This window comes from Halococcus hamelinensis 100A6, from assembly GCF_000336675.1.
Lineage (GTDB): Archaea > Halobacteriota > Halobacteria > Halobacteriales > Halococcaceae > Halococcus > Halococcus hamelinensis.
Genome location: NZ_AOMB01000042.1, coordinates 100,926 through 115,991, shown reverse-complemented (window position 1 = coordinate 115,991; position 15,066 = coordinate 100,926). Strand labels below are relative to the sequence as shown.

Annotated in this window: 13 protein-coding genes and 1 tRNA gene; 5 read left to right on the top strand and 9 right to left on the bottom strand. The window is 67.0% G+C overall.

From position 1 onward, the window contains the following. From C447_RS15660 to C447_RS15645, 4 genes are read right to left on the bottom strand one after another with little or no spacing between them, the layout of a single operon-like run. Nucleotides 1–678 (bottom strand): ABC transporter permease, encoded by a 678-nt coding sequence (locus C447_RS15660; RefSeq protein ID WP_007695654.1) that lies wholly within the window; start codon nt 676–678, stop codon nt 1–3. Next, a complete protein-coding gene (locus C447_RS15655; RefSeq protein WP_007695653.1) occupies nt 678–1,676 on the bottom strand; it encodes an ABC transporter ATP-binding protein in 999 nt (332 codons plus the stop codon). Before C447_RS15655 ends, C447_RS15660 begins: the two co-directional genes overlap by 1 nt. Further along, nucleotides 1,673–2,416 (bottom strand): ABC transporter permease, encoded by a 744-nt coding sequence (locus C447_RS15650; RefSeq protein WP_007695652.1) that lies wholly within the window; start codon nt 2,414–2,416, stop codon nt 1,673–1,675. The genes C447_RS15655 and C447_RS15650 overlap by 4 nt, the downstream gene beginning before the upstream one ends. Next, nucleotides 2,413–3,360, bottom strand: a complete 948-nt coding sequence (locus C447_RS15645) for a glycine betaine ABC transporter substrate-binding protein (RefSeq protein ID WP_007695645.1) — start codon at nt 3,358–3,360, stop codon at nt 2,413–2,415. Before C447_RS15645 ends, C447_RS15650 begins: the two co-directional genes overlap by 4 nt. A 284-nt stretch (nt 3,361–3,644) precedes the next feature. Here C447_RS15645 and C447_RS15640 point away from each other — a divergent pair, with 284 nt between their 5' ends. Both C447_RS15640 and C447_RS15635 read left to right on the top strand, forming a co-directional pair. Beyond that, nucleotides 3,645–4,535, top strand: a complete 891-nt coding sequence (locus C447_RS15640; RefSeq protein ID WP_007695643.1) for a 1,4-dihydroxy-2-naphthoyl-CoA synthase — start codon at nt 3,645–3,647, stop codon at nt 4,533–4,535. A 462-nt stretch (nt 4,536–4,997) separates the two neighbouring features. Beyond that, nucleotides 4,998–5,071, top strand: a tRNA-Lys gene (locus tag C447_RS15635). 1,779 nt (nt 5,072–6,850) lie between these two features. Here the strand turns inward: C447_RS15635 and C447_RS15630 are convergent. Continuing rightward, a complete protein-coding gene (locus C447_RS15630) occupies nt 6,851–7,396 on the bottom strand; it encodes a COX15/CtaA family protein (RefSeq protein ID WP_007695641.1) in 546 nt (181 codons plus the stop codon). A 216-nt stretch (nt 7,397–7,612) separates the two neighbouring features. On the opposite strand from C447_RS15630, the gene C447_RS15625 reads away from it, so the two are divergent. Beyond that, nucleotides 7,613–10,099, top strand: a complete 2,487-nt coding sequence (locus C447_RS15625) for a heavy metal translocating P-type ATPase (protein ID WP_007695640.1) — start codon at nt 7,613–7,615, stop codon at nt 10,097–10,099. A 50-nt stretch (nt 10,100–10,149) separates the two neighbouring features. On the opposite strand, the gene C447_RS17990 is transcribed toward C447_RS15625, so the two are convergent. Together C447_RS17990 and C447_RS15620 are read right to left on the bottom strand one after the other, a co-directional pair. Next, nucleotides 10,150–10,311, bottom strand: coding sequence for a hypothetical protein (locus C447_RS17990; RefSeq protein ID WP_153300718.1), 162 nt, complete (start codon nt 10,309–10,311; stop codon nt 10,150–10,152). Between the two features lie 250 nt (nt 10,312–10,561). Then, nucleotides 10,562–10,762: a hypothetical protein gene (locus C447_RS15620; RefSeq protein ID WP_007695638.1), complete on the bottom strand. Its 201-nt coding sequence runs from the start codon at nt 10,760–10,762 to the stop codon at nt 10,562–10,564. Nucleotides 10,763–11,032: 270 nt separating this feature from the next. Between C447_RS15620 and C447_RS15615 the strand changes: the two genes are divergently transcribed. Then, a complete protein-coding gene (locus tag C447_RS15615; RefSeq protein WP_007695636.1) occupies nt 11,033–11,998 on the top strand; it encodes a cation diffusion facilitator family transporter in 966 nt (321 codons plus the stop codon). 20 nt (nt 11,999–12,018) lie between these two features. Here the strand turns inward: C447_RS15615 and C447_RS15610 are convergent, their stop codons facing one another. After that, complete coding sequence (locus tag C447_RS15610; RefSeq protein ID WP_007695635.1) at nt 12,019–13,035, bottom strand: succinylglutamate desuccinylase/aspartoacylase family protein; 1,017 nt, start codon at nt 13,033–13,035, stop codon at nt 12,019–12,021. A gap of 108 nt (nt 13,036–13,143) precedes the next feature. On the opposite strand from C447_RS15610, the gene C447_RS15605 reads away from it, so the two are divergent. Next, nucleotides 13,144–14,496, top strand: coding sequence for a putative ATP-dependent zinc protease (locus C447_RS15605; protein ID WP_007695633.1), 1,353 nt, complete (start codon nt 13,144–13,146; stop codon nt 14,494–14,496). Between the two features lie 4 nt (nt 14,497–14,500). Here the strand turns inward: C447_RS15605 and C447_RS15600 are convergent, their stop codons facing one another. Beyond that, nucleotides 14,501–15,064 carry a DNA-3-methyladenine glycosylase family protein gene (locus C447_RS15600; RefSeq protein ID WP_007695631.1) on the bottom strand — a complete coding sequence of 188 codons (564 nt, stop codon included), beginning with the start codon at nt 15,062–15,064 and terminating at the stop codon, nt 14,501–14,503. Nucleotides 15,065–15,066: the final 2 nt, after the last annotated feature.

Sequence of the window (15,066 nt, the reverse complement as noted above, 5' to 3'; positions counted from 1 at the left end):
TCAGGCCGTCGCGGCGGCCGACTGGCCGGCCCCCGAGTCGGTCCCGAGCCGTCGTTCGACCAGCGCGAGCGCGCCGTCGAGCGCGATGGCGAGCGCCGCGCCCGCGAACGCCCCCGCGAGGATACGCGGGGTGTCGAACAGCTGGATGCCGCCGATCGCCCAGACTCCGAGCCCGCCGCCGCTGATGAAGTACGCGAGGTAGGCCGTCCCGACGTTCAACACCGTGCTCGTCCGGATCCCGCCGAAGATCACGGGCAGCGCGAGCGGGAGCTGGACCTTGCGGAGGATCTCCCAGTCGGTCATCCCCATCCCGCGGGCGGCGTCGACGGTGTTCTCGTCGACGTTCTCGATCCCCGCGATGGTGTTCGTGAGGATCGGGAGCAGCGCGTAGATGAACAGCCCCACAACCGAAGGGAGAAAGCCGATCCCGAGGATCGGCAGCATCAGGGCGATGATCGCGAGCGTGGGGATCGTCTGGGCGACGTTGCCGACCGGTTCGACCACGCGTTTGACCCGGTCGTTGCGCGCCGCGAGGATCCCGAACGGCACGGCGATGAGGATCGCCACGGCCTCGGAGACGAACACGAGTTCGACGTGTCTGGTGAAGAGGCCGACGAACGCGTCCCAGTTGGTCACGAAGTAGGTCCACGTGGCCACGAGAACGTCGAGCACCCCCATCAGGCGGGCCCCGTCTGTCGGTCCCTGATGGCGGCTTCGGTGACGATACCGACGACGTCGGCGTCCTCGACGACCGGCAGCGCCTCCACGCCGGCCTGGATACACCGCGAGAGCGCGACCTGAGCGGTGTCGCCCGGCGAGACCGGGATGATCTCACCGCCGTCGGCCATCACGGCGTCGTCCGCCTGGAAGGCGTCCACCACCGCCGCGTGCTCGTCGGGTATCTCCGCCTGCATGACCTCCTCGACCCGGAGCACGCGGAGCCGCTTGAGGGTTCGATCCGGGCCGATGAACTCCTCGACGAACTTGGTCTTCGGGTTGTCGAGCAGCGCCGTCGGCGTGTCGTACTGGACGACTTTCCCCTCGTTCATCACCGCGATCTTATCGCCCATCTTCAGCGCCTCGTTGATGTCGTGGGTCACGAAGACGATCGTGGTGTCGATCTCCTTTTGGATATCGAGGAACTCGTCTTGAAGCTCCTCGCGGGTGATGGGGTCGAGCGCGCCGAAGGGCTCGTCCATCAACATGACGTCGGGGCCCGCCGCGAGCGCGCGGGCGACGCCGACGCGCTGTTGCTGGCCGCCCGAGAGCTCGCCGGGATAGCTGTCGCGGAACTCCTCGGGGGGCAGTCCCATGAGTTCGAGGAGCTCGTCCACCCGGTCGGCGGTGCGCTCGGCCTCCCAGCCCTTGAGCTCGGGCACCGTGGCGACGTTCTCGCCGACGGTCATGTGGTCGAACAGCCCGATGTCCTGGATCACGTAGCCGATCTCCCGGCGGAGGTCGGTGGCTTCGAGCTCCTCGATGTCGGTACCGTCGTAATATATCGTGCCCTCGGTGGGTTCTTCGAGGCGGTTGACCAGCCGCATCGTGGTGGTCTTCCCACAGCCGGAGGGGCCAACCAGCACCGTGGTGGTGCCCTCCTCGACCTCGAAGTCGTGTCCGTCCACCGCGCGCGTTCCGTCGGGATACTGTTTGTGTACGTTGTCGAATCGAATCATGAGAGTCGTGTGCGGACCGCGGTGAGTGTTCGTGTGACGATCGTCGGGTCTATCTCCTCGCCGTTGCGGAGCCGAAGCCCCTCCTCGATGACCCCGAAGGCGTAGTCGAACGCCAGCGCGAGCAGCGAGACGAGCACCGTGGCGACCACGATCATCGGGGTGTCGGTCTGGGAGATGCCGTAGAAGATCCGGCCGCCGAGCCCGCCCGCCCCGATGAACGCCCCGATGGCGAGCAGCCCGACGAGGATCACGACGGCGTTCCTGATGCCCGTCATCACGACGGGCAGCGCGACCGGCAGCCGGATGCGCCGCAGGCGCTCGAAGCGCGTCATCCCGAGCCCGGTTCCGGACTCGATCGCGGCGGCGTCGACCTCGGTCAGCCCGACGTAGGTGTTCCGGATGATCGGGAGCTGGGCGTAGGCCACGAGCGCGGCGATCGTCGGCGGGTTGCCGATCCCGAGCACCGGAACCAGCATGCCGAACAGCGCGATCGCCGGCAGCGTCAGCAGGATGCTCGCGACCCAGAGCACGACCGTCGCCACCCGGTCGTAGTAGCTGCTGAGGACACCGAACCCGATCGCGATCGGCAACGCGATCGCGAGCGTGATCAGGGTGAGCAGGACGTGTTCGTAGGTGAGCCGCAACAGCCGTCCCGCGTTGTTGACCGCGTAGTCGACGAACGGGCCGACGAACAGCGGATCGCCGACCACCGGAGCGGCAACCGTCGGGTCGGGGATCACAGCAGTCCCTCCGACCGGAGGTACTCACGGGCGACCCGTTGCGGGTCCTCGTTCTGGAGCGAGACGCGCCCGTTGAGCCGCATGATCTTGTCCGTCGTGAGCGTGGGACCGATCTGGTTCAACGGTTTCCGCATCTCGGGGTTGGCCTCGATCGCCTCACCGTTGACCAGTGGTGCGGGGTTGTACGCCGGGAAGAAGCCCTCGTCGTCGTCGATCGTCGCGAGATTGAACTTCCGGATGTTTGGGTTCGTGCTGAAGCCCACGCCGACGGCGGCCCCGCCCCGACCGATGACCTGATAGGTCAACGAATTGCCGACGTTTCGAACGTTGAGCGAGGAGGCCGCGTCCGCGAAGCCGTAGTGTTCGATCAGACCGGGCCAGCCGTCGGGGCGGGACTGGAACTGCGGTCCCATCACGACCCCGAAGCCGGTGTTGCCGTCGGAGACGTACTCCGCGAAGTCGCTCATCGTCTTCACGCCGGTCTCGTTGGCCCACTCGGAGCTCGCGATCAGGATGTAGGTGTTGTTGAAGGGTGCTCGCCGGAGGTACGCGAGCCCGTGCTCGCGCTTCATCTGGCGTTTCACCGCCGTGTAGAGTTTCCCCGGGTCGGCGATCACCCGGTCTTTGATCGGCGGGATCGTGGTCCACCCGCCGCCGGTGTAGAGCCAGAACATCGACACCTCGCCGCTGTTGACCGCTCGAAAGTTCATCGGGGTGCCGCCGAGCGCCGTCTCGTCGAGCACCGTGAGGTCGGTGTTCGCCCGCAACGATTCGATCGCCATGTAGCTCAACAGGATGCTCTCGGGAAACCGTGCCGAGCTCACCTTCACGGTTCCCGCCTGGGTGGCACCCAGCACGCCGGCACAGCCCGCGAGCCCGGTCGTTCCGAGGGTCGCGGCGGTCGCGCCTCCGTATCGAAGGAGGTTACGTCGTGTGGTTTTCACGGGTAGTTCTTGCGGTCCGGGGGCTGTCACGTCCGATGGCTGGCGGTCGGATGGACTGGTCCCCGGTTCGACGCGTGTGATGGTCCATGAGGAAGCCACCGAAGCATACGTTTTTACACTGATAGCTCCCGTGCTTGCAAATGCCAACCCCGACGAACGAGGCCCGCACTGCCGGGGCAGTGAGCCTACTGGCGGATCCCGGTCCGAGGGCGGGTCCGTTCACGTAACGTTACCGGCGACCCGTCGAGCGACGAAGTTTTTTCGGCCAGCCGAGATGGATCGGTATGGTCTCGGACTTGTTCGACGCCGACCGCTGGACGCCGGTCGAGGGATTCGACTTCGCCGACCTCACCTATCACCGCGCGACGGATTCGGGGACCGTCCGGATCGCGTTCGACCGCCCCGCGGTCCGCAACGCTTTCCGACCGAAGACCGTCGACGAACTCGCGACCGCACTCGATCACGCCAAACGCCAGACCGACGTGGGCTGTGTGCTCCTCACCGGCAACGGGCCATCCCCCAAGGACGGCGGCTGGGCCTTCTGCTCGGGCGGCGATCAGTCGATCCGGGGGAGTTCGGGCTACGAGTACGACGAGGACGACGAGTCGGGGGAGCATCGGACGGGCCGCCTCCACATCCTCGAAGTCCAGCGCGCGATCCGCCACCTCCCAAAGCCCGTCGTCTGCGTGGTGCCGGGCTGGGCGGTCGGCGGCGGCCACTCGCTCCACGTGGTCTGTGACCTCACGATCGCGAGCGAAGCGCACGCGAAGTTCCTCCAGACCGACCCGGACGTCGCGAGCTACGACGCGGGGTTCGGCTCGGCCTACCTCGCCAGACAGATCGGCCAGAAGAAGGCGCGCGAGGTGTTCTTCCTCGGGAAGACCTACTCGGCCGCGGAGGCCGCCGAGATGGGGATGGTCAACGAGGCGGTCCCGCACGAGGAGCTCGAAGCCACCGCGCTGGAGTGGGCCGAGACCATCAACGCGAAGTCGCCGACCGCGATGCGGATGCTCAAATACGGCTTCAACCTCGCCGACGACGGCATGGTCGGTCAACAGGTGTTCGCGGGCGAGGCGACCAGATTGGGCTACATGACCGACGAGGCCCGCGAGGGCCGCGAGGCGTTCATGGAGGGGCGCGACCCCGACTTCTCCGACGTGCCGTGGTACTACTAGGAACCCCCACCTTTTGCTGCGCTCAGTCGCTTCGCTCCTTCGCTGGCAAAATGTGGATCAAAAGCCTCCTCCTTCCTTCCAGTCAGTCGTCGGCCNGCTTCGCTCCTTCGCTGGCAAAATGTGGATCAAAAGCCTCCTCCTTCCTTCCAGTCAGTCGTCGGCCCGCTCGCTCGTTTCACTCGCTCGCGGTACAACCACTACCTCTCCGCGACCGCAACCGCACTACCTCTCCGCGACCGCAACCGCACAACACCGCCACCGCTACCGCACCGCCGAAGCCCTCGTTCACACCTCCGGCGTTCACTCGCCCTTCATCCGCCAGGAGAGCACAGCTCACCGGGACGCCAGGTTTCTTCCACGACCGCCTCCGCACCGCAGCCGCGGACCGCACCGCCCCGCGGCCGTGCCGGCCCGGTCGGAAGGAAAACGTATTTCACCGGGCCGGAGTAACTCGAAATCGCAGGGCCGGTAGCTCAGTTAGGGAGAGCATCTGACTCTTAATCAGACGGTCGGGGGTTCAAATCCCTCCCGGCCCGCCTTCGCGACGAACGGACGTGAGGAGCGAAGCGGCCACGAAAGGGATTTGAACGACGGAACGAAGGAGCGAAGCGACCGAAGTTCAGGTGGTTCAAATCCCTCCCGGCCCGTACAACGAGCCGGCGAGCGGCGCGAACCGGCGAGTGGCTTCGATGACTACTTCCGAGTCACCTCGTTCGCACCACACTCCCCGTAGAACGTCCGACTATCGAAATCAGCCGGTATCCGTCGTCCCAGAACCGCGATGTCCAGTAGACGTCGACTATCACCCGTGTGGCCCACCCACCCACGCGACGGCGTTCTCCGACGTGAGCGCCACTGTCGCCCCTCTCGTCACCCTGCCATTGAAAGCCACACACACAACCATCGATGGAGCGGAAACCACGTATGACGAAGACGAACGTCGGCAGCGGCGTCGTAGAGTACTGCAAGTTGTGTGGCGAAGCGGCGATGGATATCGTGGACGGAACGTGCGCGAGCTGTCGGTAGTTCTCCTGAATACGTCCCATACCGGAGGGAGTCAGTGTACGTCGAAGCGACGGTAGAACGACCGAAGACGGCTTCATCGTCATCGATGGTCCTCCGTCGTCGCTTCGCGGTTCGTGGGTGTCGTCACTGTCACTGGTCGGAGCGACGGCCTCGATCGAGCGCCAGCAGTCGTCGCTGCACCGGTCCCTGCTACGCTCCGATTGTGCTCGTGCTAACCGTCGGATTCGCCCGGCCACACAAAGCTTATTACGGGATGGCAGAGACGTTGATATAGGACCGACAAGGGGACTCCGTTGCCTGGCATCACCTGTAACACTTCCCCTCCGGTCCTACCCTCCCCCCCGTTTTACTTCGCGAAGAGCTGTCGCTGAGCGGTCGGCGTGAGTGAAGTAACGTAGCGCCCCGCCTACCGGCTGGCTCTCCGACAGTGGTAGCAGGTTCCGTTACCGACGTAGGGATCCGGCATCCCCTTCCCACATCGATCGCAGGTCTTCACGCTCGGTTCCCCTCCACTCGTCCCATCGTTCCGTTGCATTGGCATCACCCACCTGCATGATCATGGGTGTCGTTTATAACGTTACTGCAAACCTTCGTCGGCTGGCTCGTAAAAACACGCTGTTCGCCCCGTGAGGAAATCGGGTCGGTAGCCCACCCCGTCTGCGGAGTAGTATCGCCCGTGGAAGACGGGGGCGGTGACCTGTGCCACGGATGTTCGACGAGGAGTGTGTGACACGGGCGAGGGGGGCGATGATCCCCCATCATGGGATGGAAGCCTCCCGTGTCGCTCCGGTTCCGAGTGTTTCCCTACACACTTCGTGCGTGCCCGAACGCCCCGAGAACGCGGACGACTTCGCCGCCTTCACAACGAGACCGATACACGTTCGACCCAAGGGGGGTCCCCTCGCTCCACGAAGCGGACGACGACCGCTAACCGAAACGGTCTGTCAGAAAGGAACGATTTGATACCCGTTCACAAAGCCCATACAAGTCGCTCCGTTGTCGTCGACACTGGTCGACGGACCAGTCCGGGAAACCCGAGAGCAGGGTGATGCCACGCAACGGGACTTCCCCTTTTTGCGAACCCCTCTCCCGAGCACCGAACGATACGCGAGTTACAATGATGAGACTTGTGGTAACTCGCAGTACGGTGAAGTCGAACAACTATCCTGCCCCCGTCGCGTTCTAAACCCGAACCGGGACCGGTCCTCGGTGGTGTGGCCGCCGGTCAGGGCTGTCGGCGCTGGGATTCGAGTCGACTCGCGACCCGGGAACTCGTTTCCCGTCGCGGATCAGTGCGCCTGTCCGGTGTGGCGTCGCGACCGCCGCCCGCGCGACCACCAGGTGATCCCCGTGGCGACGGCCAGCGCGCCGAGCACGAGGTACGAGACCACGAGGTGGATGGCGACGAGGGTCGTCGCGGGGTCGGGAACGCCGGTGACGACGCCGAGGTAGGCCTCGAAGGGCAGGAGCGCGGTGGCGAGGGTGATCGTCCACGTCGTGAACGTGTAGCCCTCGACGCGCCACCACGCGATGACCGTCGCGGCGAGCATCACGAGGCCGGTGACGAACGCCACCGCCCGGTGGAACCACTCGGCGTAGAGTTGGGTCGCGGTGTAGCTCGTCGACTGGGCCGCGCCGGGGTCGAGCAGCGGGATCAACGAGCCGGCACACATCGGGAACCCCTCGCCGCAGGACATCCAGCCCCGGATCGCCACCGAGTACATCCCGAAGCCCATCAACAACACTGTCCCCACGAGCGAGAGCGTCACGAGATAGCGGAGGAACCGGGCCGGCCACCGCCCGCCGGCCGCGGCGTCCGCGGGTTCGTTGGCCATTCGTCCTTCGCTACCCATTCGGCGACCCTCACCCTTTCGAAAGCGCGAGCGTGCCGCGGGTGCCGTGGAGGGGGTTAACCGCAACCGATACCCGTACGCGGACCCCAGTTCTCCCATGCACGCTGGACCGGGACCGTGGGGTGAACGCCGGCCGCGATGGCGGGTCCACACCGCCCGCCGCGCCGTGCGCGACCGCCGAAGCGCGGGGACGACCCAGTGACCGAGTGTACGCTGTGCGGGTCGCCGGTCGGCGACGACCCCGCGACCGCGGCCGACGTCGACGGGGTCTTCTGCTGTGAGGGCTGTCTCGCGACCTTCCAGCGCCTCGACGACGCCGAGGACGTCTCCGCCGAGGACCTCCACGAACACGGCCACGACCATCACGGCCACGAGCATGGAGCGGACCACGACCGTTCCGAGGAGGGGAGCGAGACGGCCTTCCTCTCGGTCGACGGGATGCACTGTTCGACCTGCGAGTCGTTCATCGAGACCAGCGCGACCGAGACCGACGGGATCAACGACGCCCAGGCCAGCTACGCGACCGACATGGTCCGGCTGGATTACGACCCCGCCCGGATCGACAGAGGGGGGCTGATCGACGCGATTAGCACGCTCGGCTACCACGCCAGCGACCCCGACGAGGAGGACGAGGGGGCCGAGGAGCGCTTCGAGTTCGGCCGCCTCCGTCTGGTCTTCGGCGGGCTGGCGGCGATGGCGGTCATGATGTTCTACGCCGCCTTCCTCTATCCCGTCTACCTCGGCTACTACCCCGAGAGCTTCCTCTCGGGCACCAGCGCCAGCCTGATCGCGTTCGTCCCGATCTTCTTCGGTAGCACCATCGTGCTCTTCGGCGTCGGCTTCCCGATCCTCCGAGGGGCCTACGTCAGCCTCAAAGTCCGCCAGCCGAACATGGACGTGCTGATAGCCTTCGCGGTGCTTGCGGCCTACGTCTACTCGGTGTTCGCGCTCGCGTTCCTCGACACCACCCACGTCTACTTCGACGTCTCGACGATGGTGATCGTGGTGGTGAGCATCGGCAACCACATCGAGGCCCGCTTCAAACGTCGCGCGCTCGGCGACCTCTCGGCGCTCACCGAATCCAGGATCACCGAGGCGCGCGTGCTCACCGACGAGGGCCACCACGACGTCGCGCTCGAATCCCTCTCGCCCGGCGACCGCGTGCTCGTCAAACCCGGCGAACGCGTCCCGATCGACGGGACGGTCGTCGAGGGCCAGGCCGCGGTCGACGAGTCGCTCGTCACCGGCGAATCGGTGCCGGTCTCGAAGGGCATCGGCGAGGAGGTCGTCGGCGGCTCCGTCGTGACCGACAACGCGGTCGAGATCGAGGTCGGCGAGGAGGCCACCAGCACGTTCGACAGGCTCGTCGAGCTCATCTGGAACGTCCAGAGTTCGGACTCGGGCGCGACGCGGCTCGCCGACCGCGTGGCGAGCGTCTTCGTGCCCGTGGTGGTCACGATCGCGACGCTCGCGACGGTCGGCTGGCTCGCGACCGGGGCGTCCATCGGCCAGGCGGTCCTGATCGGCGTCTCGGTCCTCGTCGTCTCCTGTCCGTGTTCGCTCGGGCTCGCGACGCCGCTCGCGATCGTTTCGGGCGTCCGTGAGGCCGCCGAACGCCGGATCACGGTACTCAACGCCACCGTGCTCGAACGGATCACCGACACCGAGATCGTGGCGTTCGACAAGACCGGGACGCTCACGACGGGCGAGATGTCGCTCGACGGCGTGCGCGGCGACGACCCCGAGGAACTCCTCGCGCGGGCGGCGGCGGTCGAGAGCCGGTCGAGCCACCCGGTCGCGGAGGCCATCGTCACGGCCGGCCGCGACCGTGGGACCGACGCCAGCGCACGCACGGTGACGGAGTTCGAGAGCCACGCCCGCGGGGTGTCGGCGACCGTCGACGGCGAGCGCGTCGTCGTCGGCCATCCCGGGTTCGTTCGCGAGTCGGGCTACGCGGTCCCCGAGACCATCGACGAACAGGTCCAGGAGACGCGGTCCGACGGATTCCTCGCGACCCTCGTCGCCTGGGACGGCGAGGCGAAGGGCGTCCTCCAGGTGGGAGACACCCCGCGCGCGGACTGGGCCGAGGTGGTCTCGTCGATAGCGGAGGAGGGCCCCCGCGTGGTGGTGCTCACCGGCGACGACCGCGAGATAGCCGAGCGTTTCTCGGGCCATCCCGACGTCAGCGAGGTGTTCGCAGGTGTTCCGCCCGAGGCCAAGGAGGCTGTGGTGGGGCGGCTCCGCGAGGAGGGAACGACGACCATGGTCGGCGACGGCACCAACGACGCGCCGGCGCTCGCGGCGGCGGATCTGGGGATCGCGATGGCGAACGGCACCGAACTCGCGATCGACGCCGCCGACGCCGTGGTCTCCGGCGACAGCCTCCGACCCATCCCGGCGTTCTTCGCGGTCGCGCGCGGGACGCGCCGCCGGCTCCGGACCAACCTGGGGTGGGCGTTCTGTTACAACCTCGTCGCGGTCCCGCTCGCGGTGGCCGGCCTCGTCAACCCGCTGATCGCCGCGGCCGCGATGGCGGTGAGTTCCCTGGTCGTGGTCACGAACTCCGCACGTGGGATGGGCATCGACCCGCTACCCGACGACCCGACCCCCGACTCGCGACCGTCCATCTCCCCCGCGGAGGGTGGCTCACCGCGGGCGACCGACGGCGGCACGCGCGACATCTGAAAAACGAAGAGACGGTGCTTTTCACGACGAAACCCCTCTATCGCCGGCGCTCAGGGACCGTTGGCGACTCTGTCGGCGCGTTCGAACTCGCACATCGGACAGATATCGGCGATGTCGGCGTCGAACAACAGTCCGTGGACCCGACACTTCCGGACCTCACCGACCTCGACGTTCTCGCTCGAACCAACACGTTCGTCCATGGAGGAACTCATGTTCGGGACTCCGGAGCACGGGGGCATAAGCTTTCCCCGCAAGGGTGGAGACCGTCGGGATCGACGAATTCCGAGAGCTATCAGTTATCGACGATTTCGGCGTGATAGCGGGGAGGTAGCAGGCGGGGTCGGTGGTCGTGACCAGGCCGACGAGGTCGCCGTCGCAGTGGTGTCGATGGTCGAAGCCGGGGCAGTCATTATCTCGGCGACATGGGTTTCGACCATCCGGAGGTCCGACACACGAGCGTCGTCATCCGTCGGCGTCCCGGAGCGCGTCCCCGATGTGGTCGGAGAGCGCGTCGAGCTGGGCGGCGTCGAGCGTGTGGACCGTCGTCGTCGGGGTGTCCCCGCGCCCGGTCTCGATCCTGAGTTCGAACTCGCCCGGCCAGACCTCCGTCACCGCGGTTCGACACGTGGTCCCGGCGTCGCCGACTCCCGAAGTAGTTCCCATGCGTACCCGTTCGACTACCGTCACGTATCTATCTTCCCCTAATACACGATATATTCGTTGTGATCGACTTCAGAAAACGAACATCCACTACTGACGATATTCGGTTCCGAAGGTCAAATATGTGGCTCGATTCAACGATCTCTTCAGAGACGAATAACTCGATACAGCTCCAAAATTGCTAACGGATCGTCGAATTTTTATCAATCCTAAACACTATAGCCGCGTTTCGTGGCAGGAGATTTAATACGCCATCGAGTTCTACGACCTCCCATGTCCAATGGGTCGTCCCACGCCAGCGGCTCGTCGGCCGACGGCGGGGTCGGACACGATGACCACGGGCACGACCACAGCCACGGACACGGCCACGGCGACGACGCCAGCACCCGAACGCTCGCGCTCGTCGCCGTCATCAACGTCGTCGGGTTCGTCGCCGAACTCGCCGGCGGCCTCCTGTTCGGCTCCGTCGCGCTCCTGAGCGACGCGGTCCACATGCTGTTCGACGCGCTCGCGTACGTGATGGCGTTCGCCGCCTCCTACGTCGCCACGAACGCCGAGACGTCCGACCGCTGGTCGTTCGGCCTCCACCGGCTCGAACCACTCTCGGCGTTCGTCAACGGCGCGCTCCTCGTCCCGATGGTCGGGTTCATCGTCTACGAGGCCGTCCAGCGCTTCCTCGACCCCGTCGGCATCGCGACCGGCCCCACGCTCCTCATCGCGGGGTTCGGTCTGGCGGTGAACCTCGGGTCGGTGCTCGTGCTCGAAGGCGGCGAGATGAGCCTCAACGAGCGCGGCGCGTTCTACCACCTGCTGGGCGACGCCGGCGGCTCCGTCGCGGTGATCGTCTCGGTGCTCGCGGTCGAGTACAGCGGGGTGAACGTCATCGACCCCATCACCGCCGGGTTGATCGCGCTCGTGGTGCTCTGGAGCGCCGGCAAACTCCTCCGCGGCAGCGGCGCGATCTTCCTCCACCGGACCCCGTTCGACAGCGACGAGGTCCGCGCGGCGATCGCCGAGGTCGACGGCGTCACCCGCGTGACGGACCTCCACGCCTGGCAGGTCTGCTCGCAGATCACGGTCGCCACGACCCACGTCGAGACCGCGACCGGGGACGTCGAGCGCGAATCGGTCACCCGGCGGGTCCACGACGTGCTGGCCGAGGCGGGCGTCGACCACGCCACCGTCGAGTGCTGTCCCGAGGACACCCACCACCCCCACCTCACTGCCCACGACCACTGATCGGCTCCGGCTCCGAGCGTTCAGGCGGGCGCGTCTCGCGACAGGTCGCGTTCGAGCGCGTGGCGCGTCGAGGTGTCGAGTTCGACGAGGTGACACAGCGGGTTGCCGGGATAGACGAGCGGGTTCTCGAGCACGCCGACGAGCAGCCCCGTGAAGGGCGCGCGGACGGTCTCGGATTCGGTCATGAACGGGTCGGTGATGGTACACACCCGCTCGCCCTCGCGAACGAGGTCGCCGCCGTCGTGGTGCATGTCGACCAGTCCGCCGGTGTCCGCCCGGAGCCACGTCTTCGCCGAGCTCCCGTCGATGACGGTGCGCCAGCCGGGCCACCGGACGGCGCTCGTCCGTCGCATCCCGAACTCCGCGAGCACGCTCTCGACGCCCGCGAGCGCGCGGTCGATGAGCTCCCGTTGGAAGCGGTGGGCCTCGCCCATCTCGATCGTGACCGTCGGCGTGCCGCTCGCGCTCGCCTCGCCACGGAGGGTGCCGTCGGGTCCCGAACCACCGATGACGACGTTCGAGGCGAACGCCTTGGCGACCCGTTCGACCTCGTCCTTTCGGGTGTCGGCCCGGACGTGGAGCATGTTGGTCCGCCCGCGGGTCGAGGTGTGAAAGTCCAGCCCGAGGTCGCACGGTGAGACGAAGTTCTCGAAGATCCGGTGGGCCATCCGGCGGGCGCTCGTGCCGGTCTCGCTCCCGGGGAACGACCGGTTGAGGTCGCGGTCGTAGATCGGGAGGTAGCGCTGCTGGGCCAGAAAACCGGGGACGTTCAACACGGGGAGACAGACCAGCGTTCCGTGGAGGTCCGCGTGGTCCCAGTCGTGGGCGACCGTTCGAACGACCTCGACGCCGTTGAGTTCGTCGCCGTGGGCCGCCGCGCTGAGGAAGGCCGTCGGGCCGGGTTCCGTGCCGTTGACGATGGTGACCGGGATCCGCACGGGGTCGCCCATGTAGGTCTCGCTGATACCGTACCTGATGTTCTGTGTCTCGCCCGGGTCGACCTTCCCGCCGTTGTACGTGAACGCGCCCTCGGCCATTGACTCTCGAAGGTGAACCATCCCTAAAGCCCTCCCGCCTCCGGGTTCGGTCGTTCGAGGGCACGACGCATCGCTACAACTTTGCCTCGCGCCCGGCCAGGAGACGACATGGACCCCTCCGACGACGCGATTCGTGTCGGCGTGTTGAGCCTCCACAACAGCAAGGAGACGAAGGCGATCCTCAACGCGGTCGAGGACCTCGGTCACGAGCCCGTCTGGCTCCGCCGGGAGAACACCGCGGTCTCCATCCGGGACGGCGAGGTGAGCCTCGAACCCGACGTCGACGTGGTGGCCAACCGGCTCCTGCTCTCGAACACCGAGGAGCCCGCCGAGGGGCTGGGGCTGGCGGCCACCTTCGAACGGATCCGCCCGATGCTGAACCGCCCGGGTGCCACCCTGACCGCGATCCACAAGTTCGCGACCGCGGCGACGCTCGCCGACTGGAACGTGCGGGTGCCCGACGCGCTGCTCGCGCTCTCGAACGACCGGCTGAACCGGGGCCGGGAGCGCTTCGGCGACGTCGGGGTCTACAAAACGGCTATCGGCACCCACGGCGGCGGGACGTGGAAGGTCGACCTGAGCGAGCCGGTCAACCCGCGGGTCGGCAACCGACAGGCGTTCCTCCAGGAACTCATCGAACGCGACGAGACCCAGCACCGCGATCTCCGGGTGTACGTCGTCGGCGACCGGATCATCGGCGCGATGCACCGCTACGCCCCCGAGGGCGACTGGCGGACCAACGTCGCGCTCGGCGGGGCGGTCGAGGACGTCACCGACGAGATCCCGGCGGAGGCGCGCGAGACCGCGCTCTACGCCGCCGACGTGATCGACCTCGACTACGTCGGGGTCGACCTCGTGGAGGCGAACGACGGCTGGTACGTCCTCGAGATGAACCCCACGGCGGGCTTCAAGGGACTCTACGAGGCGACCGGGACGAGCCCCGCCCCCTACATCGCGAAGCACGCCATCGAGCACGTCGGCGGGAGCGTCGACGACGACCGGGTGCGCGAACTCGCAGGGTCGCTCGACGACTCCACGCCGTCGTCGATGCCGCGCGAGGAGCGGCCCGCGCCCGGCGAAACACCGACCATCGGCTACATCGAGGACGTGGTGGTCAGCGGCACCAGCGGCTCGCAGTCGACGCTCGCCAAGTCGGATACGGGGGCGACCAGAACCAGCATCGACACCTCGCTCGCGGCCGCGATCGGTGCCGGGCCGATCAAGAGCATGACCAAGGTTCGCTCGGGGAGCCAGAAATCCGGGAAGGCGCGGCCGGTGGTCGACCTCGTGGTCGGGATCGGTGGCACCCAGCACACCGTGACCGCGAGCGTCGAGGACCGGAGTCACATGAACTACCCGCTCCTGCTGGGGCGGGACATCCTGAAACACTACCAGGTCGACGTCCGGCGGCGAGCCGATAGCGACCAGCCTCGTCCGGACGAGCAACCCCTCGAAGAGTGAGCGGTCAGGACTCGTAGTGTTCCCAGAGGTAGAGCGTGGCGAGCGAGCGGGAGGGCTCCCAGCGCTCGGCGAACTCGCGCATCTCGGCTCGGCTCATCTCGCCGTAGAGCGACTCCACCGCCCGCCGAACGGCGAGGTCGCCGACCGGGAAGACGTCCTCGCGCCCGAGCGCGAAGATCAGGTACATCCGGCCGGTCCACTCGCCGATCCCGTGGATCTCGGCGAGTTCGTCGATGACCTCTTGGTCAGTTGCGTCCGCGAGCCCCGCACGGGTCAGGTCGCGTTCGATGAACGCCTCGGCGGCGTTCCTGATGTACTCGGTCTTGGCCTTTCCGAGTCCCGCCTCGACGAGGGTCTCCTCGTCGGCCGCGAGCACGGCCTCGGGCGTGACCCCGTCGAACAGGGCGAAGGTCCGCTCGCGGACGGCGTTGGCCGAGGCCGTCGAGATTGATTGGTTGACGATCGATATCACGAGCCGTTCGAACTCGCTCTCGGCGGGGTCGAGTTCGAGCGGGCCGTACTCCTCGACGAGCTCGGCCATCACCGGGTCCTGGGTGAGTTCGTCCATTC

Coding starts and splice junctions, on each gene's coding strand:
- C447_RS17990 (WP_153300718.1), bottom strand. CDS start 10,311: ATGAGTTCCTCCATGGACGAACGTGTTGGTTCGAGCGAGAACGTCGAG.
- C447_RS15630 (WP_007695641.1), bottom strand. CDS start 7,396: ATGGCCAACGAACCCGCGGACGCCGCGGCCGGCGGGCGGTGGCCGGCC.
- C447_RS15605 (WP_007695633.1), top strand. CDS start 13,144: ATGGACCCCTCCGACGACGCGATTCGTGTCGGCGTGTTGAGCCTCCAC.
- C447_RS15640 (WP_007695643.1), top strand. CDS start 3,645: ATGGTCTCGGACTTGTTCGACGCCGACCGCTGGACGCCGGTCGAGGGA.
- C447_RS15620 (WP_007695638.1), bottom strand. CDS start 10,762: ATGGGAACTACTTCGGGAGTCGGCGACGCCGGGACCACGTGTCGAACC.
- C447_RS15600 (WP_007695631.1), bottom strand. CDS start 15,064: ATGGACGAACTCACCCAGGACCCGGTGATGGCCGAGCTCGTCGAGGAG.
- C447_RS15655 (WP_007695653.1), bottom strand. CDS start 1,676: ATGATTCGATTCGACAACGTACACAAACAGTATCCCGACGGAACGCGC.
- C447_RS15610 (WP_007695635.1), bottom strand. CDS start 13,035: ATGGCCGAGGGCGCGTTCACGTACAACGGCGGGAAGGTCGACCCGGGC.
- C447_RS15660 (WP_007695654.1), bottom strand. CDS start 678: ATGGGGGTGCTCGACGTTCTCGTGGCCACGTGGACCTACTTCGTGACC.
- C447_RS15615 (WP_007695636.1), top strand. CDS start 11,033: ATGTCCAATGGGTCGTCCCACGCCAGCGGCTCGTCGGCCGACGGCGGG.